At 37.1% G+C, this 21,320-nt stretch carries 22 protein-coding genes and 1 riboswitch; of the genes, 2 read left to right on the forward strand and 20 right to left on the reverse strand.

Annotated elements, in window-relative coordinates; genetic code table 11:
* Window positions 1-167: 167 nt before the first annotated feature.
* The 9 genes from AC2CGN_RS13905 to AC2CGN_RS13945 form a co-directional block, all read right to left on the reverse strand.
* Complete coding sequence (locus tag AC2CGN_RS13905; RefSeq protein ID WP_286924426.1) at window positions 168-935, reverse strand: tyrosine-protein phosphatase; 768 nt, start codon at window positions 933-935, stop codon at window positions 168-170.
* Between the two features lie 168 nt (window positions 936-1,103).
* Window positions 1,104-1,634 carry a hypothetical protein gene (locus AC2CGN_RS13910; protein ID WP_429983281.1) on the reverse strand — a complete coding sequence of 177 codons (531 nt, stop codon included), beginning with the start codon at window positions 1,632-1,634 and terminating at the stop codon, window positions 1,104-1,106.
* Window positions 1,635-1,650: 16 nt separating this feature from the next.
* Complete coding sequence (locus tag AC2CGN_RS13915) at window positions 1,651-2,883, reverse strand: aminopeptidase (protein WP_484514472.1); 1,233 nt, start codon at window positions 2,881-2,883, stop codon at window positions 1,651-1,653.
* A 22-nt stretch (window positions 2,884-2,905) separates the two neighbouring features.
* On the reverse strand, window positions 2,906-3,667 hold the full coding sequence (locus AC2CGN_RS13920) for an ABC transporter permease (RefSeq protein WP_429983283.1): 762 nt from the start codon (window positions 3,665-3,667) through the stop codon (window positions 2,906-2,908).
* Window positions 3,668-3,671: 4 nt separating this feature from the next.
* Window positions 3,672-4,610 carry an ABC transporter ATP-binding protein gene (locus AC2CGN_RS13925; protein WP_429986253.1) on the reverse strand — a complete coding sequence of 313 codons (939 nt, stop codon included), beginning with the start codon at window positions 4,608-4,610 and terminating at the stop codon, window positions 3,672-3,674.
* A gap of 483 nt (window positions 4,611-5,093) precedes the next feature.
* Window positions 5,094-6,056: an ABC transporter substrate-binding protein gene (locus tag AC2CGN_RS13930; RefSeq protein ID WP_429986254.1), complete on the reverse strand. Its 963-nt coding sequence runs from the start codon at window positions 6,054-6,056 to the stop codon at window positions 5,094-5,096.
* 5 nt (window positions 6,057-6,061) lie between these two features.
* Window positions 6,062-6,601: a hypothetical protein gene (locus AC2CGN_RS13935; RefSeq protein WP_484514699.1), complete on the reverse strand. Its 540-nt coding sequence runs from the start codon at window positions 6,599-6,601 to the stop codon at window positions 6,062-6,064.
* A gap of 257 nt (window positions 6,602-6,858) precedes the next feature.
* Window positions 6,859-7,055, reverse strand: a riboswitch (cobalamin riboswitch).
* Window positions 7,056-7,131: 76 nt separating this feature from the next.
* Window positions 7,132-7,677 carry a glutathione peroxidase gene (locus tag AC2CGN_RS13940; protein ID WP_286923483.1) on the reverse strand — a complete coding sequence of 182 codons (546 nt, stop codon included), beginning with the start codon at window positions 7,675-7,677 and terminating at the stop codon, window positions 7,132-7,134.
* A gap of 90 nt (window positions 7,678-7,767) precedes the next feature.
* Complete coding sequence (locus tag AC2CGN_RS13945) at window positions 7,768-8,316, reverse strand: hypothetical protein (protein ID WP_286923482.1); 549 nt, start codon at window positions 8,314-8,316, stop codon at window positions 7,768-7,770.
* Between the two features lie 81 nt (window positions 8,317-8,397).
* Here AC2CGN_RS13945 and ytvI point away from each other — a divergent pair, with 81 nt between their 5' ends.
* Window positions 8,398-9,456: a sporulation integral membrane protein YtvI gene (ytvI, locus tag AC2CGN_RS13950; RefSeq protein WP_286923481.1), complete on the forward strand. Its 1,059-nt coding sequence runs from the start codon at window positions 8,398-8,400 to the stop codon at window positions 9,454-9,456.
* 89 nt (window positions 9,457-9,545) lie between these two features.
* Here ytvI and AC2CGN_RS13955 read toward each other — a convergent pair whose 3' ends face one another.
* Window positions 9,546-10,664, reverse strand: coding sequence for a C40 family peptidase (locus AC2CGN_RS13955; protein ID WP_286923480.1), 1,119 nt, complete (start codon window positions 10,662-10,664; stop codon window positions 9,546-9,548).
* 337 nt (window positions 10,665-11,001) lie between these two features.
* Window positions 11,002-12,990 carry an ABC1 kinase family protein gene (locus AC2CGN_RS13960; protein WP_429983287.1) on the reverse strand — a complete coding sequence of 663 codons (1,989 nt, stop codon included), beginning with the start codon at window positions 12,988-12,990 and terminating at the stop codon, window positions 11,002-11,004.
* Between the two features lie 295 nt (window positions 12,991-13,285).
* Between AC2CGN_RS13960 and AC2CGN_RS13965 the strand changes: the two genes are divergently transcribed.
* Window positions 13,286-14,980, forward strand: coding sequence for an FAD-dependent oxidoreductase (locus AC2CGN_RS13965; RefSeq protein WP_484514477.1), 1,695 nt, complete (start codon window positions 13,286-13,288; stop codon window positions 14,978-14,980).
* Window positions 14,981-15,020: 40 nt separating this feature from the next.
* Here AC2CGN_RS13965 and AC2CGN_RS13970 read toward each other — a convergent pair whose 3' ends face one another.
* From AC2CGN_RS13970 to AC2CGN_RS14010, 9 genes are all read right to left on the reverse strand, one after another.
* Window positions 15,021-15,971, reverse strand: coding sequence for a c-type cytochrome (locus AC2CGN_RS13970; RefSeq protein WP_286923477.1), 951 nt, complete (start codon window positions 15,969-15,971; stop codon window positions 15,021-15,023).
* A gap of 234 nt (window positions 15,972-16,205) precedes the next feature.
* Window positions 16,206-16,910 (reverse strand): DsbA family oxidoreductase, encoded by a 705-nt coding sequence (locus AC2CGN_RS13975; protein WP_484514479.1) that lies wholly within the window; start codon window positions 16,908-16,910, stop codon window positions 16,206-16,208.
* Between the two features lie 177 nt (window positions 16,911-17,087).
* Window positions 17,088-17,867, reverse strand: a complete 780-nt coding sequence (locus AC2CGN_RS13980) for a sulfite exporter TauE/SafE family protein (protein WP_286923475.1) — start codon at window positions 17,865-17,867, stop codon at window positions 17,088-17,090.
* Between the two features lie 142 nt (window positions 17,868-18,009).
* On the reverse strand, window positions 18,010-18,237 hold the full coding sequence (locus AC2CGN_RS13985; RefSeq protein WP_484514701.1) for a sulfurtransferase TusA family protein: 228 nt from the start codon (window positions 18,235-18,237) through the stop codon (window positions 18,010-18,012).
* A gap of 147 nt (window positions 18,238-18,384) precedes the next feature.
* Complete coding sequence (locus tag AC2CGN_RS13990; protein ID WP_484514482.1) at window positions 18,385-19,512, reverse strand: MBL fold metallo-hydrolase; 1,128 nt, start codon at window positions 19,510-19,512, stop codon at window positions 18,385-18,387.
* A gap of 84 nt (window positions 19,513-19,596) precedes the next feature.
* Window positions 19,597-19,992 (reverse strand): DsrE/DsrF/DrsH-like family protein, encoded by a 396-nt coding sequence (locus AC2CGN_RS13995; protein ID WP_484514485.1) that lies wholly within the window; start codon window positions 19,990-19,992, stop codon window positions 19,597-19,599.
* Between the two features lie 12 nt (window positions 19,993-20,004).
* The gene (locus AC2CGN_RS14000) at window positions 20,005-20,559 is read right to left on the reverse strand and encodes a sulfurtransferase TusA family protein (protein ID WP_484514486.1); all 555 of its coding nucleotides are present in this window, start codon (window positions 20,557-20,559) and stop codon (window positions 20,005-20,007) included.
* A gap of 60 nt (window positions 20,560-20,619) precedes the next feature.
* Window positions 20,620-20,916: a rhodanese-like domain-containing protein gene (locus tag AC2CGN_RS14005; protein ID WP_429983293.1), complete on the reverse strand. Its 297-nt coding sequence runs from the start codon at window positions 20,914-20,916 to the stop codon at window positions 20,620-20,622.
* A gap of 13 nt (window positions 20,917-20,929) precedes the next feature.
* On the reverse strand, window positions 20,930-21,217 hold the full coding sequence (locus AC2CGN_RS14010) for a rhodanese-like domain-containing protein (protein WP_429984030.1): 288 nt from the start codon (window positions 21,215-21,217) through the stop codon (window positions 20,930-20,932).
* Window positions 21,218-21,320: the final 103 nt, after the last annotated feature.

Genomic DNA, 21,320 nt, shown 5'->3' on the forward strand with positions numbered 1-21,320 from the left:
GGAGCGTCAGCGCAGGAAGCGGCTCGTCGCTCGCCCACTGGAAAGCGAGTAGCCTGGAACGGAAATCACCTTCATTTGACTTAGTAGTCTTCGCAAAGAGTCCCTTGACCATTTAGTTTTTCAACACTATGAACCCCTTTCACCAAATCATGTGAAAGGGGTTCCTATCATGTTAAACAATTAGCCTGTAATTGCCTACGTTTATCTACTGTTAATCCGAATTCCTGCTCTAAAAAGGCAGCCTTTGAACCATACCGTCTATCCATTGCATCAAATGCTGCCTGTAAATAATCCTCACGAGCTGACATCAATGCATAAAATTGCTGTAATTCTCGTTCATTATAATGTTGTTGAATGCCCTGAGCCATTCTTTCAACCATTGGACGTAAATGTACATTTGTATCTAAATAGTCTTCCATAATTGTTTCCTCTGGTACATCTAATGCCAGTAAAATAAGTGCACCACCGATGCCTGTTCGATCCTTCCCTACTGCACAATGATGAACTAGCCCAAGATTATTAGGGTTTTGGATAATCGTCATTAGCTCTTTAAAGGAAGCATTATTAAAGGGCATTTGTGCATAAAATTCTTGGAACATTTCTGGACTAACAACCTTATAAAAGTCTTTTCCACCAGTGTTCGTTGGCATCTCAAAAGCATGATTGCCCTTTGCTGGGATTTGAATATAGTGAGCATGCGGAAAAATGGGATTAGGATTATTTTGGGCTTCATGATTATCGCGATAGTCAAATATCGTTTTCACACCTAATGTTTCAAAAAGCTGCTTATCTGCTGCCGTCATCTTTCCAAGAGCTGCGGAGCGAAAAAACATGCGACTCTTTACGACACGACCATCTCTCGCTTTATACCCACCCATATCACGAAAATTATAGACTGCTTCAAATGGAATAACCTTCACATCAAACTGTTTCATTCATTACCCCTCCCATAATTCATGCATTATTATCTTTATTTTATAGAACGAATCGAAAGAATACCAATTTTCACACTATGAATTGATTTATCCACTATATAAAAATAAAACTCCAACAATCATTCCTTAAAATGATGTTGGAGTTTCAATTCACACATTACGCCCGAATCATAAGTTCTTCTGATTTTCACCTTTTTTATAAAAACCTTCTATAAATTGTATTAATTTATCAAACTCCACTGAAAAAATATCCTGAATACCGAAATATCCCTCACTGTCCCCTATAATATTAGCGAACTTTTTATAGAGTCGATGGATGTATTCATGATGACGATAGGCATAAAATTGAACTTCCTTTACATCCTTATGTTCTTCTAAAATATGCCTTAGCATTTGTAAAAAGCCATTAACAAAGGAACGACTGTTTTGATATTCTTTCTTTAATAGGGCACAATCGATAAAGACAATTTCTTTATTTTTAAAATGATCCTCCCGTAATCCCAACGTATAACTAGCTGCCGCGATTACTTCCTGTTGGGTATTATAAAAGAGCAGTAGATTTGTCTCTTCTATCATGATAGATAAACTTCCCAAAGTCTCCAAAATGGGATACATATCATCAAACATATTTCTATTTTGTAAAAAGAAAATCGCAAACTTTTCAAAATCCTCTTCTGTTCTACATTTCATTATATGCATTCATCTCACCCTCCTTCTAATTGAGAAACTTAGCTGCCCATTTTCCATCTATTAAAATTGGTTCCACAGTGCCGTCCTCACGCACACCATTCACTTGTAGGTATTCGGAGCCAATCATAAAATCTACATGGATTATACTAGAATTAATACTGTTTTCACGATCTACTCTATTTCCCTCCTTTAAGCCTGAAATATATCCATGCCCAATCGCTAAATGACAGGACGCATTTTCATCAAATAAAGTATGGTAAAATAGTAGATTACTTGCTGAAATAACAGAGTCATGAGGTACTAATGCAACCTCACCAATATATTTTGCGCCCTCATCCATGCTCAAAATACCTTTTAACGCATTCAGACCTTTTTTAGCACTGCAATCAACTATCTTCCCGTATTTAAAAGTAAGGGTAAAATCATCAATTACATGCCCCTCATAAACTAATGGCTTTGTATTTTTAACTATTCCATTAACGCCCGTTTTAAGTGGTGTTGTATAAATCTCTTCTGTTGGCATATTGCAAATAAATGGGGTTCCATTGTCATTTGTTTCTAAGCCATTCAGCCAATGATGATTGTTTGGTAATTCGATTTTTAAGTCTGTGCCTTCACTGATAAAATGTAAATAGCGAAAGCGCTCATCGTTTAATAGTGCTGCCCTTTTATTTAATCCTTCTATATGTTGCTCCCATGCTGCTATTGGATTTTCAGCATCCAATTTCATTATCTTAAAAAATTCCTCCCATAGCTGCTTTAGTCCTTCCTTTGGCACCATATATGGAAAGATAGACTCTGCCCATTTCTCCGTTGGATAAGCAATAACAGTCCAGCTAACTTGCATGCTAGTCAATTTTTTGGTAAAGGAACGGAAAGCAATGGCAGAAGCATATTCAGCTTTTTCGGTCTTAATTGGATCAATTCCCTCCATGTTTTGTAGATGGGGGGAAATAATATAAAGAAAGGCAGCACCATCACTAGCCATCTCTTCATATCCTTTCACAAGCCAATCTGGTGTATACTCCAACCCCTGCTCTGACATTAATTCATATTCAATGCGAGCGAGCTCTTCATCTATCCATTTAATATATACAAAATGTGCCCCATTGAGATAAGCATATCGACAAATTCTTCTTACAAAATCAGCAGCAGCAATAGATGCAGATATTACTAATGTCTGCCCTTGTTGAATATTTATTCCCACTTTTATGACTAACTTCGCATACTCTTCTACTTTATTTTCAAAAGTTTTCATTTTTTGTTTCACTCCCTCTTATTTATTGAACACGCCAATGTATCTTTTTACTTATCAATAGATAGGAAATGCATGAAAAAATAATTAAAATAAACACTTCTTTAAATAAAGATGCTGTCCACCCTACAGTAAGCATTTCATGGAGGATATTTGCTACATATGTTGTTGGTAGCACATAGGAAATCCATTGGAGAATAATTGGAAGGTCAGTTATTTTTATCATAACTGGTGTTAAAAAAGTAACAAACATCAGTAAAAATTGAGCGACAATATTTGTGAATTGCGGATTTGGCGATAAAAAACCCATTAAAACGCCTATACCTACTACACTAAAGATTGCCAATAGTGCTACTGGTAGCAGAATCCACTCAAAATGAAGACTCACCTCATATAGACGCTGACCTAAAATAAATACGATAATAAAGGATGGTAGAGAGGTTAAAATGCCATAAAATAATAAGGATAGTATGAAATTAACTTTACGGATGGGAAGTGATGCGTAATATGTAAAATAGCCTCCAAATTTTTGATAGGAAATATCTTGTCCTAAAATATTCATCCCCATCAGCAGAATACTAAAAACCATATTTCCGATAATTAATCGTGCCAACTGGTCTTGACTTGAATCCCCTAATAGAAAATTTAAGAAAATCAAGGTAACCACAGGAAATATTGCAGACATAGCGATAATCCACCATAATTGATGTCGTACAATAGCGATTTGGATTCGAAAGAGGATAAACAATTCAATAAAAATTTGAGTGAAGGGATGTATTATTCTCATTTTGCTATTCACTCCTCTGTTGCTCTTGAAGCATAGAATAGACATCCTCTAAGCTTGGCGGTAGCAGTGAATATTGGCTAATGTTCAATGCCTCGTCTTGTATCAAATCAATAACAGGACGAATAGAATGTTTTTCTATAAGCATTGTGAGCTTAGCATCCTCCACTAATTCAACTTTTCCAAAACCCTCAAGGCGATCTTGGATCTTTTGAAAAGAAGCTTCATGCGCATAAATTTCTAAACGCATTCTTTGATCCACCCTTCTCTTCAGTTTTTCTACATGGTCAATTGCTAAAAGCTTTCCGTTATCTATAACAGCTACACGATGTACAACTTTTTCTGCTTCTAAAATATTGTGAGTCACTAAAATAATCGTTGTACCCTTGTAATTAAGCTCACGGATAATTTCCCATACTAATTTCCGCTTTAATGGATCTAGCTCATTTGTAGGTTCATCTAGAATTATGACTGATGCCTGCCCAATCAAAGTCGTTCCTAGGCTAATAAGTCTTCTTTGCCCTCCAGAAAGTTTAGATACCAATTTATTTCGATATGCCTCCATTCCTAAACGTAGCAGGATGTTATCCGTCTGCTGCTTTGCTTCTTTTTTAGATAACCCCTTTAACCTTCCCGTAAAATAAATGGCTTCCCATGTTTTTAAAAATGATAAAGCAAAAGTCTCTTGTGAATAATAAGCGATTTGCTTAACGACATCCTTTGTATTTCTAGACACTTCCTGTCGCTGAAATTTCACTGATCCTACTGTAGGTGCTAAGTGACCAATCATCTGCTTTATCAATGTTGTTTTTCCTGCACCATTTGGTCCTAGAATTCCAATGATTTCTCCTTTATATATGGTCAGTGAAATGCCATCATTAGCTTTGTACCTTCCTTTTTTGTAGTAGAAAGTTACATCTTCTAACTCATACACTGGTTCAAGCATATTAAACAGCCTTCCCTGTTAAAATTTTAAAAGATTGAGGCCTGGCTTTATAAGCCAGACCTTTAAACAAATTATCTACCTGTAGGTAATTTATCGCCCGTACGAGTGGGAAATGATGGTGGTGGAAACATCATTACTATTCACCTCACATTCTATTGAAGAAATAAGAAGGTCAATCACAGATTTTCGTGATCAATTATGCCTCGGTATAATTGTGTCTGGAATCGGCATTGTGTTTACACAAAGAACTCCTTTTCGATTCCGTGACATCCGCCGGAGGCTTTAACTTCTTTCAGCAGGTGTTTGGACACCCTCTGAAAAGTAGCTTAAATTCGCATTCATCTCACCACCTATAGAGGTGGGAGACTTCTGCTGAAAGAAGTTAAAAAACCCTCTCCTTCAAAATACAATCTGAAGGTTAAAATTAGGTTAAAAAATACAAAAAAGCTGCCCTTATTTTGGACAGCTTGCAGGTTTTGTGTTTTATTTAAATAATTCAGGATAAACAGCCTTTGCTACTAGCTCAACAGCTTCACCAATACGAGGGCCAGGGCGGTTTGTAATATCATTATCTATATAATAAACTGCTTTGTTTTGAATAGCTGTGATAGAATTCCACCCATCACGCGTAAGAATTTCTGCTTCTGGGTCTTTTGTATAGCCTACCGTAGTTAAAATAACTTCTGGATTTTTCGCAATAACATCTTCTTCGGTTACTTTTTTCCAGCCTTGGAGTTCAGCAAATACATTGCTTACATTGGCAATATTTAGAATTTCTTGTTGGAATGTACCAGAGCCCGCTGTATAGATGTCTGGTTTTGGGCTAATTTCTAAGTAGATATTTTTTGGTGCTTTTACATCTTTAACTTTTGCTTGTACCTCAGCAATTTTTGATTTTATATCCTCGTTTAATTTTGCACCTTTATCTTCAATTCCCATAACCGTTGCTATCTGTTCAATATCTTCATATACATCATCAAATGAAGCTGCAGATTGAATGGCAAATACTTTTACACCTGCATCTTCAAGACTTTTTAGAGCATTTAAGTTATCTTCATCTTTTCCTGTTGTATAAGCAATGACCACATCTGGCTTCAAAGCTAAAATACGCTCACTATTAAACGTAACAGAATTAGAAACACGTTCAATTTTTTGTGCCTCTTCCGGATACGTATCATAGTCAGTTGCCCCAACAATTTGATTGCCAACACCTAAAGCAAATAAAATTTCTGTATTGCTTGGTTGTAATGAAATAATTGTTTTAGGTACTTCATCAAACTCAACCTCTATACCACGGTCATCCTTCACTTTATAGCTTGCTTTTTCGATTTGATCTTCCTTAGTAATATCTTCTTTAGTAGTTGCTTCATCCTTCGCACCACAACCTACTAATATGAGCGACAGCATCATTACTGAAAGCCATTGAAGCTTCAACATTTTCTTCATTTTATTTATTCTCCTTTTTTCTTTTTCATAGGGTATGACTTGCTTACAAACGGAATTTCAGCAATCCCTGCTTGCTTATTCATATAAACAGCCATCACAAAAAATACATTGGCTAGTAGTCCTAAATAATCAAAAAGAATTGTCGGTACTTCCTTTTCGTCAGATACCTTATGCAAAATACGATAAGATTTTTTTGCCTCACTACGACATACATGTAATGCAGTAGCAGCCTCTGTTCCTTGAGGTAATACAAAGCTCTGAATCTCCTCTTTCACATAACTAACATAAAAATCATAGCGAGCACTTATCCATGCTAAATCCTCTTCACTGACCGCTAATTTACCTCGAACCGAGCCATTAACATGGTAGGCCATTGGTAGGATTGTATAGAGATCTTGTGCAACAACCTCAACTGCCTCTTTTTTTACTGCTGTCAAAGCCATACCTATATGTGTAGTAAGGCTATCTGTTCGTATTTCAAAATCCACTGTATATGCTTTTTCACGCATAAATGGATAACAAGAATAACGCGCATCTTTTTTCAACTCTAAATCCTCACTTTCTTTACACAATCAATTTTGCCCCAACGTAATTGCGTCTGGATTTTTCTTGATTCAAAGGCATATAAAACGCCCACTGATAGGAAAAAAAACCTCTATCCTACCCATATAAGGGGCTGAATTAAAATAAAAAACGCCGTTCCTACTCGTAAGGAACGACGAAAATAACATAATTAGAATCGTATATAGATACGAAAGAGACTACGTATTTGCCATATATCCTCCTAGCTTCCGAAGAGTATTTATACGTTCAAATAAAGGTCGGTCTCCTGGCTTGTACAGTGTACATCACTTAATGTAATGTATGTCATAAAACCTTCCCATCAAATTGACAGTGGTCTCCGATTATGATTCCTGTACTTACAGTTGCGGAAACAGCTTCGGATTTTCACCGAATTCCCGATTATACTATCTTAGTACCCTTATCCTGCAAGAGCTATTCACTTATAAAGCAGTTTATCACATATTATTATGAAAAACTATAAAGATAAAAGTTTTATAGTTGTACTAGAAATTTATAGTATTTTTTCAATAGCCTGCTCGATATCAAGCTGAGAATCAGTAGGCTCAAAGCGTTCTACTGTTTTACCATTTGCATCGATTAAGAATTTTGTAAAATTCCAGCGGATATTACGTCCTTCTAAAAAACGAGGTGCTATTTGAACTATTGATTCTGCTAGCATTTTTTCCTGCATGCTTGCTTTTCCAAATGCGCGGTAATCGACCTCATGCTTTAAATAATTAAACAGTGGATGTGTTGCATCACCATTGACCTGCACTACCTCAAAAATCGGGAATGTTACACCATAGTTAACCTGACAAAGTTGTGTAGTTTGCTCACCATCTTCAGGGTTTTGATTTCCAAATTGATCGCAAGGAAAGCCTAACACAACAAAGTTTTCCTTGCCATATTTATCGTACATTTTTTGCAAGTCTTCGAACTGATATGTAAAACGACATTGATTAGCTGTGTTGACAATTAACAGCGTCTTTCCTCGATAGGTCTCCATTGATAAAATCTCACCGTTCGGCTTCTTTACTAAATAATTATAAATACTCATGTATGAATCCCCTTACTTTTTTCCTATATTATAGTAAACTTTTTTCTATTCATAAAAGGATTTGCATTAAAAAAAGCCATTCCATTATTTTTAACGAATGGCTGCCCTATATTTCTTTTTGTATTTCATATCTTGCTCTTCCTCAATTAAACGTTTCACAATGTCTAGCACCTTTGAATTATTCGTAGCATCATATAATTTCTTAAAAGATACTACAATATCATAACGTATTAATGTTGGATGTTTTTCATCTAGACATGTCTGAAATCTTTTAGCCAAATAAGAAATAACTAAATCCCGTTGTACCTGCCCTGCTAAACCTATTTTCCAGATGGCCTGTAGAGTATTTCTTGCCGTTGCAGTATTTTCATCATATGTCACAGCCCAAATCTTTAAAAAGTCCTCCAATACTCTTTCTTCTGGATCACTTTTAGCTGCTAATGCGCATAAAAATTGTGCTGCAAGTGCGCGCATATGACCATCTTTATATGTAAGAGCTTGGACAAGTTGTTCCCAAACTGCATATGTCCAATCAACTGGTTCTTGCATAATTTTCATCAATTCTTCGTAAGAATCGTATTGAATTTCACGGTCACGCTCTGTTAAATTACTAAAAAGCTGCAAAATTTCTTTTTCCATCATTCATCCCTACCTTTATTGTGTCAGAACGTAAAATTTTTATGGTACACTTATCTTAATTTGCGTAAAGAAGGTGAATATATGAATAAATTAAATACTAGGAAACTGATATTTAGATTAATAATGATTATTTCTATAATCGTAGCTGCATATTTTATTATTCCTGTTTCCGTACCAATCATCTTAGCTGGAGCCACCGCATTTTTTTTAGAGCCAATTGTTATGTTCTTTAAACGGCAATGGAAAATGTCACGGAAGATTGCAGTTGCTTTTATTTACATAGTGAGTGTTATTCTAATTTCTATTATTTGTTACTTTACGATTACACAACTTATGTCTCAAATAATATTAGTTTCAAAGCAAGCTCCCTACTATATTTCAAAGCTATCAGAAATGTGGCTTACTATGCAAGAAAACATTTCTAAATACACTGAAGACTTTCCACCTGAAGTAAGTGCCTCGCTTCAAAATACAACGATGGATTTCATTAAGAAAATTGAAGAATCTTTTTTGAATTTCTTTAATTATACCAAAGTTACAGCCTTCTTTTCAGAAATTCCAAGTCTATTCATTAGTCTTCTCGTATACATGATCGCTCTCTTTCTATTTATGCTAGATTTGCCAAAATTAAAACAGATCACTTATAAATATTTGAAGCCTAGCACTGCAAACAAATTAAAGATTATTTTAAATCGCTTAAAGGATGCTATTTTTGGATACATGAAGGCACATTTATTTGTTAGTTTTATCATTGGTGGTGTTACACTAATTGGTCTTTTATTAATACAGCCTAAATACGCAGTGACAATGACCATCATCATATGGGTCATTGACATTATACCTTTCCTTGGCTCCATTATTATCTTGGCACCATGGGCACTGTATCATCTGCTGATAGGAAATATATCTATCGCTGTAAAATTATTCATCTTAGCAGCTATTTTACTCATTATTCGTCGAGTAGTCGAGCCTAAATTAATGGGTGACCATATTGGGTTATCCACTTTACCAACATTAATAGCTATGTTTATTGGTCTACAATTATTTGGTGTAATAGGCTTACTTGCAGGACCCTTTGTTATTATCTTCTTCGTTGCTTTAAAAGAAACTGGTATTATCAAATTGAATTTTAAAATTTAATCGAGAGGAAATAATGTATCAAAAAAAAGGCCATCTTTGTATAAAAGATGACCTTTTTGTTCATTCAATCGTCTATATATTAGTTGAGCTTATTGAATTCGACCGAAGCCAACTAAATACTGATTCCACCAATCAAGTGATTCAACAACAACACCCTTATTTTGAGCATCGATCATTGTGTTGTTTCCTAAATAGATACCTACATGCGCTACACCAGAGCCATAGCTGAAGAATACTAGGTCACCAACACGTGCTTCATTTGCTGAAATACGTTGAGTTGCTAAATATTGTTGTGATGCTGTACGTGGTAAAGATACACCTGCTTGTTTGTAAGACCATTGTACAAGACCTGAACAGTCAAATCCTGTCGATGGGTTACTTCCACCCCAAACATAGCTACGGCCTAAGAATTGCTTTGCCGTTGAGATAGCATCACCTGAAGATGCAGTGCCTGCACCTGAACCGAAAACAATTTTACCCCCATTATTTGAAGCATGTACAGCCGGAGTTGCTGCTTGAAGTGCACGTAAACGAGCTGCTTCTTCCTCTGCCGCTTTACGTTCCGCTTCTAAACGTTCTTCCTCTTGCTTCGTTGCAATTTGTGCTTTTAATGCAAGTGATTTAGCTTCATTTTCAGCCTTTTTCACTTCCATTTCACTTTCCTTTTGTTGAAGCTCTTGGAATTGTTTTTGAAGCTCTTTTTGTTTTTCATCTAATGTTGCCTTTTGTTGCTCTAAGCTAGCCTTGTCCGCTTCCTGTTGATTAACTAGTTCTTGGTCAGCATCCATTAATGTTTTAACCGCTACGACACGGTCCATTAAATCTGCAAAGCTTTTTGCCTCAAGGACAACGCTTAAATAAACACCCACTGTGTTATCCTGCGCTTGGTATGCAGCCATACGCTCGCTTAAAATGGCTGAACGCTGCTCAATACGTTTTTCAGTTTCAGCAATACTTGCATCGACTTCTTTAATGTCTGCCTGTACTTGATTAAATACTTTTACTTTTTCATCGATCTCTTGTTGTAGTTTTGTTAATTCTTCTTGAAGCTTTTTAACTTCTGCATCTATTTTAGCTTTTTTCTCGATCATTTGTTGAGAAGTTTCTTCCGCATGCACTTCTGTTGGTTGTACTGTATTAAATAATAAGCCGCCAGCTAGTGCCAGTGCTAGTACCATCGACTTACGCCATTTATTGCGCTTACCCACGTTAACTTCTTTCCCTTCATCTCGTCAATTTCGTTTCCTGTGTTTTATGTAATCACTTGAACGATGTATATTTGTAAATTTATTTTTATATTTTCATTAGCCTTTTAAAGTTTAGCATTAATAGCATAACTTTTATACTATTTCCCGCCTATTTAATACTTTAGTAAAACTCGAAATATTTCTGTAACATTCAATAAAATGCTTATAAATTCTATTTTAATCGATTTTTTTCTACAAAAACACTACTTTTCCATTCTACACTATTTGACCTATTTCGAAATTTGTAATGTTTCTGTAATATTTTTTGCACAAAAAAGGGTAAGGGTTTTTCCCTTACCTATTGCTTCATCGATCGTAATGCTTGAATGGAAAGCCGTACTAATAAAATTGCACATAGAAATAAACCTAAATATGCTGCGGTATTCAGATAAACAGCATACGAATCATGAATAAATTGCGAGATCGCTAATAGCGCTACTGAAATAATCCCAAAGGTGATACCGACGAGAAGTAAGACAAAACGTGAAAACAAATTGGTAATAAAGCGAGCATTATGTTCATCCGAAAAAATATCATGATGTAAAATAATTTTCCCGCTCTCTACTCGTTGAATTAGCTGATCAACCCGCCTTGGCATTTTGCGCAATGTCGGAATAAGCATTGATAATTCTTCTTGTAGGCGCTCCTTTGTGGCCATCGGTTCTTTGAATGGTTTGAGGAATGATGACCGCATATAAGAAGCGGAAAAATCTTTGGACTCGGTAAAAATATCAAAGCTCGGATCGATGACTCTTAATGTTCCATCTAATGTTACTAGTGAACGGAGCGCTAAGCCAACTGCAGGATAAAAGGCAAGTCCAAAATCACGGACAACCGTAAATAATGCATGTATCAATTCTTCAGTCGGTATTTTATCTACATAAGAAATTTTCAACAAAATTTGGTCAATTGCCTGCTCCATTCTTGCACGCTCAGCATGATCTGCATGTTCAACCAATAATGTTAAGCCGTCATATAAAATACTCGAATCATTTAACTGTATGCCCATTAAAAATAGCTTCAAGCCCTCTTGCTGAGTTGCTCCCAGGCGACCAACTGCTCCGAAATCTAGCAGGATTGGTAAACCATCTGTCTCATCGATATGAATATTCCCTGGATGTGGATCTGCATGGAAGATACCCGAAAAAAGCATCTGCTCAAAGAAGGAATATAAAACTGTACGCGCAAACTGTCTACGATCAATTTTTAAGCGTTTAAACTCAGATGCTCCACTCGCAACACTTTTTCCCCGTACAAACTCCATAACAATGATATTTTCAGTACAATAATCTATATAGATTTTAGGAATCCGTACCTTGTAATCACTTTTAGAAAGAGCATTTGTCACCTGTAATGTATTTCGCACCTCAATATCTAAATGAATTTCCTCACGCAATCCATCTGCAAAACCACCAGCTAATTCTCGAAAACCTAGAGATTCAGCCCATGTAGACTTATTTGTCAGCCAATTTGCAAATTCCTCTAGAATATCAAGGTCATCACGCATAATCCCCTTCACTTCTGGACGCAGTAACTTTACCACGACTTCATCATAATTCTTTAATCGTGCTTTATGTACCTGTCCAATAGATGCTGCTGCGATTGGTTCCATTTGAAAGCTCGCAAATACCTCATTCACGGGCCTTGGAAGAGAACTTTCTAAAATTTGAGTCACCTGCTCTGGTGGTAAAGGTTTTACATTATGCTGTAGCCTTTCCAGCTCATCAATAAAAATTGGAGAGAACAATTCCTTACGTGTAGAAAGGACCTGACCAAATTTAATGAAAATCCCACCACATTGCTCCAATGTAGCCCTTAAAGCAATAGCAAGTTCCTTTTCATTTTCCCGTTGTCGTGCGTATTTGATGGTTTGGACAACACCATTTGTGACAGCAATTTTTAACACCTGTCGTAAACGTTTTTGCTGTCGCCAATAACTTCGAAGACGTAACACTAAGGTTTTTTGACCATTGCGCCGATCTCCAGCTGTAATACCACTTGAATCAAAAAGCTCAAAGACAAGATATAACAGCATAGAAATGAGCAGCATGCTTCCAATCCAAATAAGTGTACTAACCTCCGTTACTGTTTGCATCATCGTCTCGGATAAAAAATCCGTATGGCGCAAATAAGAATACCAGTAAACAAAGGATGTTAGCGTTACACTAATGAGTACTGAAAGAAACCTACGCACAAAGTTAATATTTGAACCAATTAAGCGCCCGCTAACAAAATAAATAAGCCCAGATACAACAATAATTTGGATTAATAACTTTAAAAAAATCAATAATGCCACCCCCGATGCTACTTCCTAATACTGCTAGTATAACAAATATAGCCACTTATTTTCTTTTACTAGGTTTACCTCAAAGTAGGGAAAAATCGAAGTGCTTCCCTTTTCTCTTTATTACCCTATTTCAAGGATTTTATTTTATTATTACCGTTGATAAAATACCTATTAGGGTATATTATGTATTTATATCAATGTTTTTTAAAGTTTTAATACTAATTCTTTGTTATAAATCCTTATTTTCAGACCTAAATACCCTTATATGTATAAAAAGAAAAGGATGTGACTGTAAATGCGTAAAAAATTTTTAGTAGTCGGTGGTGTAGCAGGAGGAGCCTCTGCGGCAGCACGAATTCGCCGACTTGATGAGCACGCTGAAATTATTATGTTTGAAAAAGGACCAAACGTTTCATTTTCCAACTGCTCTTTACCCTTTCACTTAAGTGGTATTGTTGATAAAAGTGACAAATTGATTTTAATGTCACCGCAAGCCTTTCAAGCAAAATACAATATTGAAGCACGTGTTCATCATGAAGTGACACGTATTTCTCGAGAGAAAAAAATGATTACTGTAAAGGATTTACACACAGGTAATGAATATGAGGAAAGCTACGATACGTTAGTGTTATCCCCTGGAGCCAGTCCAATCGTTCCTAATTTGGATGGCATTCATTCTTCTCACGTTTTTACTGTTCGTAATGTCTCGGATATAGATCGTTTAAATCGTTATATACAGAGCGATGATATACAAGATATTGCTGTCATTGGTGGTGGATTTATCGGCGTAGAGGTTGCAGAAAATTTGCAACTTGCTGGCTTTAATGTCTCACTCGTAGAATTTAGTCAGCAAATTATGATGCCATTTGATTATGATATGGCTCAAATTTTACAAAAAGAAATGATGGATAGAGGAGTTAATGTCATTGTCAATGATGGCTTAGCTAAGGTTGCAGATGAGTATGTAGAACTAAATTCCGGCAAACAAGTAAAGGCACAAGCTGTCGTTTTAGCAATTGGTGTCCGACCTGAAATCTCTTTAGCGAAAGAGGCTGGACTGGCAATAGGTGAACTTGGTGGTATTAAGGTAGATGCTAATTATGTCACATCTGACCCCTCTATTTATGCTGTCGGTGATGCCATAGAAGTATTTCACCAATTAACTCGTAAACAAACACGTCTGGCACTAGCTGGTCCTGCACTTAGACAGGCACGGGCAGCAGCAAATCATATGTTCAATATGCCTCAGCAAAATAAAGGTGTTATTGGTTCTTCAAGTGTGCAGATTTTTGATCTTGCATGCGCTTCTACTGGCTTAAATGAAAAAACTGCACTAGCACACGGCTTTCAAGCTAAGAGTGTATATTTAATTGCACCAGACAAAGTTGGTTTAATGCCGACTAGTCATCCACTTCATTTCAAGCTTGTTTTTGAACAACCTACTGGAAGAATTCTTGGGGCACAAGCGATTGGAAAAGGTAGTGCAGATAAACGTATTGATATTATAGCAACTATGATTACAATGGGTGGCACTGTAGAGGACTTAAAGGAGCTAGAACTTACTTATTCTCCAATGTTTAGCACTGCACGGGATATTGTCAATTTAGCAGCGCTCGTCGCTCAAAATCAATTATACAGCACCTACAAGCAGATAAAAGTTGATAAGGTTAGAGATCTTGTCGAAAATAACGCCTATTTTTTAGATGTGCGTGAAAAAAATGAATATGAGGCTGGTCATCTCCACCATGCACATAATATTCCATTAAGCGAGCTACGTAACAGGATGAATGAGATTCCACAAGATATTCCTGTTTACGTTCATTGTCGTTCTGGACAACGAAGCTACAATGCAGTAATGGCCCTACAGAATAACGGATTCACGAATGTTTTTAATGTAGCAGGCTCCTTCTTAGGGATTTGCCTATATGAATACTTTACAGATATCAGTACAAACAGAAAAAAGATTGTCACAGCCTATAACTTTAATTAAGCTTAAAGGGATGCCGCAAAATTGCAGCATCCCCCTTTTTTTAATTAGTGGAAAGCACTTGCTCCCAATTGATTGTGCCATTTTTTACTTGATCACGTTTTTCTTTATCCATGATATCATTTGGACGTCCACCCTTAGGCCAGTCTTTATCATGATTTGCCCATTCAGGTCGGTCCTGCGATAAAATGAAGGCAGCTAAATCAGCAGCATCTTGATCATTAAGTGTTCCAACTGCACCAACTGGCATATTGTTTTTTATGTAGCCCGCCATTTTTGACATACGTGCAATGCCAGCACCATCATTAAATGAATTTTCACCCCATAATGCAGGTCCTGTATTAGCTCCGGTACCGGCACCATCTGCTGCGTGACAGGCGATACAAGATTTTCCATATAATGCTTCACCATTTGTAACATCTGGTATAGGAACATCTTTCATATTACTTGTGCCTGCCCATTCACGTTCAGCTCCAATTGGAACCCCTTCTGAAATATAGGCGAAATAAGATACCATTGCCTCTAATTCCTTGCTATTCATGTCAAACTTTTTACCATTCATACTACGAACCATACAACCATTAATACGCTCTTCTATTGTCACAATATCACCAGACCGCGCAATATATTGTGGATAGTTTGCCATAACGCCAACTAATGACGATGCTTGCTCATCATACCCTGCTCCTGCATGGCAGCTTGTACAAGACAATTGGTTCCCAACATATTCTTCCGCAGCAACATGTGTATTATTAACAAGCTCATAGCCGTACAAGATGGCTTCCTTCATAGGTCCCTCTGGTACTTCCTCGATACTTGGTGGTGCATAGACAACTGACTGCGCAGCTGCTGATGTTGGTATTTTTGATTGTGTTGCTGCTTCTTCAGTTTCTCCATTAGCATCACCTAAAATTTTGTCACTTATGACAGCTCCTATAAAGAGTGTGCCTGCTAACAGCACTGTTCCCGCTACTCCTGCTACGATAGGTTTCATCTATAATACCCCCCTTTGTATAATCACCTATATTTTAGCAAAATAATGTATTTATAGATGTGATTTTTCTCACACCTAATCAAAATAGAACCATTCAGATGATAAAAATGGATAAATTATGAAATAAATATTGTTCTATAACACAATAAACACGACTTAATACCTCTTGTAGTATATAGATTTTTCTGAAATAAAAATGCCGAGTACTAATTGTACCCGACACCTTATACTTTTTTATATTTTACATTCACCAGTAGAACAAGAAGCTACTCCGTCACCTGCCATCTTTAAATCAGGTTGAATACCTGCTATCTCCGCCGCTTGATGCAACGTTCGAACGAAAACCTCGTTCGGCTCTGCTCCTTTAATACCGTAGCGATTTTCAAAAACAAAGAAGGGTACACTTTGTACACCAAGTTGCTGTGCATCATAGCGATCTTTATCTAAATCTTCACTAAAGGCAGTGGATGCGATAATTTCATTAGCGAGGTTGACATCTAAGTCTAAGGATTCAATGACTGTTAATAAATATTTAGAATCATTTACATCTTCACCCTCTAAAAAGTATCCACTCATTAGCGCTTCCGTATAGACTGATTCTTTATCGAATTGCCTTACCCACTTTGCTAATCGATGTGCTTTTTCAGTATGTGCTGTTTTCATTTCTTCAAAATTGTAATGAAGCCCCACCTCTACCGCGCGCTCGGCAATGTTCCTCGTCATTTCCTTTACTTCTTCTAGCGTTGAGTCAAATTTCCCCATCATTCCCTCATATAACAACGGAGCATTCTTCTGAAGTGTATCGGGCGCTATTTGAAATGCTTTATACTCAATCTCCACTTGCCCAGTGTATCCAGCTAAATCGATGGCACGTTCCAATTCACGTTTGCCAATATAACAGAATGGACAAGTAAAATCTGAGAAAATTTCAATTTTCATTTTCTACAACCCTCCCTATCAATTAAGCCCCAGCGTAATTGCGTCCGGATTTTTTTATGAGTTCGAAAAGCTCCTCTTCAAAATCCTTGACATCCAATCGCATTCATCTCGCCACCTATAGAGGTGGGAATATCCTATACCTGACGCTTCGCTTTCGGTACAAAACCATTTGTTGAATCAAGATAAAATATCTATCCAAATTTTAATAGCAGTTGCTAAGATTAGCACTGCTAAAATTGCTTGTAATACTTTCGTATTTAATTTTTTCCCTGCTCGTGCACCGAGAGGAGCTGCTATAAGACTTGCCACAATCATAATGATTGCAGGATAATAATTAACCTGTCCCGTCATCAGCTTTCCAATAGTTCCACCGATTGAGGATATAAAGGTAATGGCAAGGCTAGAGGCAATCGTCATACGAGTTGGTATTCCTAGTATCACTAACATAATTGGAACTAATAAAAAGCCACCAGCTGCTCCAACAATCCCTGAGCCAATACCAACAATAAATGCTAATATGGCAGCTACCAGTTTATTAAATGTCACCTCATGCATTGGCTTGTCATCAATCTGCTTCTTCGGAATAAACATCATCACTGCAGCAATCAATGCCAAAATGCCATAAACAATGTTAACACCTGCCTCTGATAAAAACTTGGAGCCAAAGCTGCCAACGAAACTACCAACTAATATAGCACCACCCATATAAATAATCAGTGATTTATTTAAAAAACCACCCTTACGATAAGCCCATACCCCGGCTATAGAGGCGAAAAACACTTGCACCGCACTTATTCCCGAAACCTCATGTGCTGAAAATGCTGCGAATCCAAATAAAGGCGGAATATATAGTAACATTGGATATTTAATAATTGAACCGCCAATACCTAACATCCCTGATATATATGAACCGATAAAGCCAATCAAAAATATTGTTATGATCCATGCAATATCCATTTAGTTTCCTTCTTTCTGTTAAATCCACAGAAGATAAAGTCTAGCTTTCAACTGTGAGTTTTCCACTTCCATACAGAATGTACATGCCATCTGATAACAGAAGGGCTGCTCTACTCTTCTAGATAGACAGCCCTCACAAACCTTAAATTTTCTGAATTAGAAATGTGATGATACCAGCTTCTTCAGATTGATCTAGTATCGTATGACCACCAGCTTTAGCCCAAGCAGGGATATCAGCAAGAGCTCCTTTATCTGAAACTTGAACCTCTAAAACTTCACCTGAAGCTAAAGTATCCATAGCCCTTTTTGTCTTCACGATTGGCATAGGGCAGGATAAGCCCTTTGCATCTAGTTGTAAATTTGATTTCATATTTTTCTCCTCCAAATCAGCAAAGGTTGTAAGCGATTTTACCGATTGTCCTTGTTTTTTCATGACTGTACGAAGGATGAGCGCCTTCGCTTTACGATATTTACATGCCACAAACATACATGCATATTCATTGCATTTCACCATGGTTTATCGAACCGCACAGCGATTAGGCCCTATCTCCATCTCAGTTTGCTCGTCTAGCTCCGGCGTGATTTTCCCCATGTTTACCTGACGGATTTCTTGATAGGCATTAGGCTGCGGCGGCAATTGCTCTGTAACTATGCTTCGGAACTCTGCTTCATCCTCAATATTTAATCCATGGTTTTCAGCGAATAACTGCCCTAAACGCTTAGCAACTGTCCCATCTTCATTTAACTCATCAATGATCATAAAATGCGCTGGCAGGACTAGAAGATCATCAGAAAGCTCACGAAAGCGCTTGTAAAGTGTGTTGCGCAAATCTCCTACCCAATCAGCAGCAAGCCCAGCTAAATCGGGACGACCAATTGAATCGATAAATAAAATATCACCTGTTAATAAATACTTGCTGTCAATTACAAAAGATGTTGAGCCAATTGTATGTCCTGGCGAATAAATGGCTCCTACTTCTATATTAGACGCACCAATTTGAACGGTCGTGCCCTCGACTAAAGGTGTATAGTCAAAGACAACCTCCTCTGCATCTTTTGGTGGCAAATAGTACAAAGCACCTGTTGCTGCCGCGATATGTCGCCCTCCTGAAATATGGTCAGCATGTAAATGTGTATCTAGAACATATTTGATTTTCACGTTTTTCTCTTCCGCAAAGTTTATAAATACATCTGTAAAGCGAACAGCATCTATAATAGCAGCCTCTCCCTCAGAGATTACCATATAAGAAAGACAGCCCTTCCCTAAACGTACAAATTGATAAAGCTCTCCTCCACCTGTTAAATCTCCTACTTTAACGGGCTCCAAATATTCGCTCCACGTTTTCATGCCCCCATCTAAATAAGCAACATCACGTCCTGCTTCTGATAGCATTTCAGCGACCATCACTGATGACCCCTCTTTGGCACAAACGACTAAAACATCCTTATCAGTCGGGATTTTTGGTAGAATATCCTCCACACCATCTAACAGTTCAAAATAAGGGATATTCAGATACTCAAATCTATGTCCATCAATTTTCCAATCTTCAAATGCATCTACATTACGAACATCTAAAATAAATAATTCTTCATTATCAATTACTTTTTTAGCCACTTGTGCTGCGTTCCATTTTAGAACTGACATCCTTTTTACCCCCTAAGGTATTATTTTGTTGAATTTTTTAGCGGAAAGGATGTCCCTCTCCGCTTTTTCTTTGTTTTTAAACAATTAGAATGACAATGACGGTGCTGCATCCTTTGCAAACTCTAAGAATGTTACAGCTCCACCAACCTCTATGCCATCAATAAAATCATCTGTTGTTAAACCCATTACATCCATTGTCATTTGACATGCAATAAATTTCACACCTAGCTCCTTTGCCATTTCCACTAATTGAGGAATGGCTGGCACATTAGCTTTTGCAAAGCCCTGTGCAAAATGCTCTGCTCCAGCAGGCATTGGTAATGCATGCATACCTTGCTTATGAATAAAATTTAACCCTTCAAATGTGAAGAAGATGGCTACCTCTTTCTCTGAGGCCGCCGCTGCTGTTGCAATATTAAACACCTTGTAAGCATCGAAAAGCCCACCATTACTCGCAATAATTGCTACTTTGTTTGACATCATAAATTCCTCCTAAATTGTTTTTATTAATTCGCCTTTCCAAGAAGTCATCCCTGGCAAGACGTTAAATACCTTTAAAAACCCATATGCAGAAAGTTTTTGTGCAGCAAAATCACTGCGCTTCCCTGTGCGGCAAATAACATAAATCTCCTGTTCTTTATCAAGCTCTGATAGACGTGACTCTAGCTCACCCATTGGTATAGATTTAGCTCCTTCAATATGTCCAAAAGCAAATTCTGCTTCTTCACGTACATCAAGAATTAAACCCTCTCTACCTGTAATCTGTTCTAAATCAATTGTCTGCGGAAACGTTTTTTCCTCCATAATTTCATTTGAGCATTTCCGAATATAATGCTTAAGCACATCATCTTCTTCCAAAGTCCCAATATATTGGTGCCCGACAGCTTCAGCCCAAGCCCCAATATCCGCCTTTGACCCCTTATCCGTTGCTGATATTTCTAGAATTTGTCCTTCTACGAGATCAGCTATTGCTTTTTTTGCCCTTACAATTGGCATGGGACAAGAAAGTCCTTTAGCATCTAGCTGAAAATCCACCTTAATACTCATAATTCTCCTCCTTATACCTACAAGGGTATTATTTTATTCAAAAAAATATAATACTTTTAATTATTCCACTTCACCATGCCAAGCAAGCATACCACCAACCATATTCATAACATTAAAGCCATGACTTTCTAAAAATAAAGCAGCTTGCCCACTGCGACCACCTGAACGGCAAATAACAACATACGATTCATTTTTATTTAGCTCATGCATTCGAAATTCAAGTAAACCAAGTGGAATATGAATAATACCTGGAATATGCCCAGCCTCTACCTCATCTACTTCACGTACATCAATTAAATGGATTGGCTGACCTTGCTCTAATGCCTGTTGTACTTCTTTTGCTAGAATCTCCTTCATACTTTGTCTCCTCCTAATATGCACTCATGCCACCACGGACATTGGTAACACGTTCAAACCCTTGTTTTTTTAATTGTTTACATGCCTGACTACTGCGCATGCCACTCTGACAAATTACAACTATTTCTTTATCCTTTGGCAAATGATTAAAATTAGAACCTAGCGGAATATTTTTAAACTGGGGAATATTTCGTCCCTTATATTCAGCCGGTGTTCGTACATCGATAAAAACTTTGTCTTTATCATGTAAAATATTTTTCAGTTGCGCCGCTGAGATTGATTGCACTCCTTTTGCAGGCATCATTCTCCATACTAAAAACGCAACAACAATTGCAACGATTAGCCACGTCTCCAAATCTAACTGCCTCCTTTTATACTATAAAGGGTATATCAATTACGCCCCA

This window comes from Lysinibacillus sp. DFXJR4 (assembly GCF_057196045.1).

Bases quoted from the DNA above. Each gene is read 5' to 3' on its own strand.
- AC2CGN_RS14010 (WP_429984030.1), bottom strand. From the start codon at position 21,217: ATGCCTGCAAAAGGAGTGCAATCAATCTCAGCGGCGCAACTGAAAAAT.
- AC2CGN_RS14005 (WP_429983293.1), bottom strand. From the start codon at position 20,916: ATGAAGGAGATTCTAGCAAAAGAAGTACAACAGGCATTAGAGCAAGGT.
- AC2CGN_RS13970 (WP_286923477.1), bottom strand. From the start codon at position 15,971: ATGAAACCTATCGTAGCAGGAGTAGCGGGAACAGTGCTGTTAGCAGGC.
- AC2CGN_RS13910 (WP_429983281.1), bottom strand. From the start codon at position 1,634: ATGCATATAATGAAATGTAGAACAGAAGAGGATTTTGAAAAGTTTGCG.
- AC2CGN_RS13995 (WP_484514485.1), bottom strand. From the start codon at position 19,992: ATGTCAAACAAAGTAGCAATTATTGCGAGTAATGGTGGGCTTTTCGAT.
- AC2CGN_RS13965 (WP_484514477.1), top strand. From the start codon at position 13,286: ATGCGTAAAAAATTTTTAGTAGTCGGTGGTGTAGCAGGAGGAGCCTCT.
- AC2CGN_RS13945 (WP_286923482.1), bottom strand. From the start codon at position 8,316: ATGGAAAAAGAAATTTTGCAGCTTTTTAGTAATTTAACAGAGCGTGAC.
- AC2CGN_RS13925 (WP_429986253.1), bottom strand. From the start codon at position 4,610: ATGCTTGAACCAGTGTATGAGTTAGAAGATGTAACTTTCTACTACAAA.
- AC2CGN_RS13975 (WP_484514479.1), bottom strand. From the start codon at position 16,910: ATGAAAATTGAAATTTTCTCAGATTTTACTTGTCCATTCTGTTATATT.
- AC2CGN_RS14000 (WP_484514486.1), bottom strand. From the start codon at position 20,559: ATGAGTATTAAGGTGGATTTTCAGCTAGATGCTAAAGGACTTTCTTGT.
- AC2CGN_RS13905 (WP_286924426.1), bottom strand. From the start codon at position 935: ATGAAACAGTTTGATGTGAAGGTTATTCCATTTGAAGCAGTCTATAAT.
- AC2CGN_RS13985 (WP_484514701.1), bottom strand. From the start codon at position 18,237: ATGAAATCAAATTTACAACTAGATGCAAAGGGCTTATCCTGCCCTATG.
- ytvI (WP_286923481.1), top strand. From the start codon at position 8,398: ATGAATAAATTAAATACTAGGAAACTGATATTTAGATTAATAATGATT.
- AC2CGN_RS13915 (WP_484514472.1), bottom strand. From the start codon at position 2,883: ATGAAAACTTTTGAAAATAAAGTAGAAGAGTATGCGAAGTTAGTCATA.
- AC2CGN_RS13920 (WP_429983283.1), bottom strand. From the start codon at position 3,667: ATGAGAATAATACATCCCTTCACTCAAATTTTTATTGAATTGTTTATC.
- AC2CGN_RS13990 (WP_484514482.1), bottom strand. From the start codon at position 19,512: ATGTCAGTTCTAAAATGGAACGCAGCACAAGTGGCTAAAAAAGTAATT.
- AC2CGN_RS13940 (WP_286923483.1), bottom strand. From the start codon at position 7,677: ATGAGTATTTATAATTATTTAGTAAAGAAGCCGAACGGTGAGATTTTA.
- AC2CGN_RS13930 (WP_429986254.1), bottom strand. From the start codon at position 6,056: ATGAAGAAAATGTTGAAGCTTCAATGGCTTTCAGTAATGATGCTGTCG.
- AC2CGN_RS13980 (WP_286923475.1), bottom strand. From the start codon at position 17,867: ATGGATATTGCATGGATCATAACAATATTTTTGATTGGCTTTATCGGT.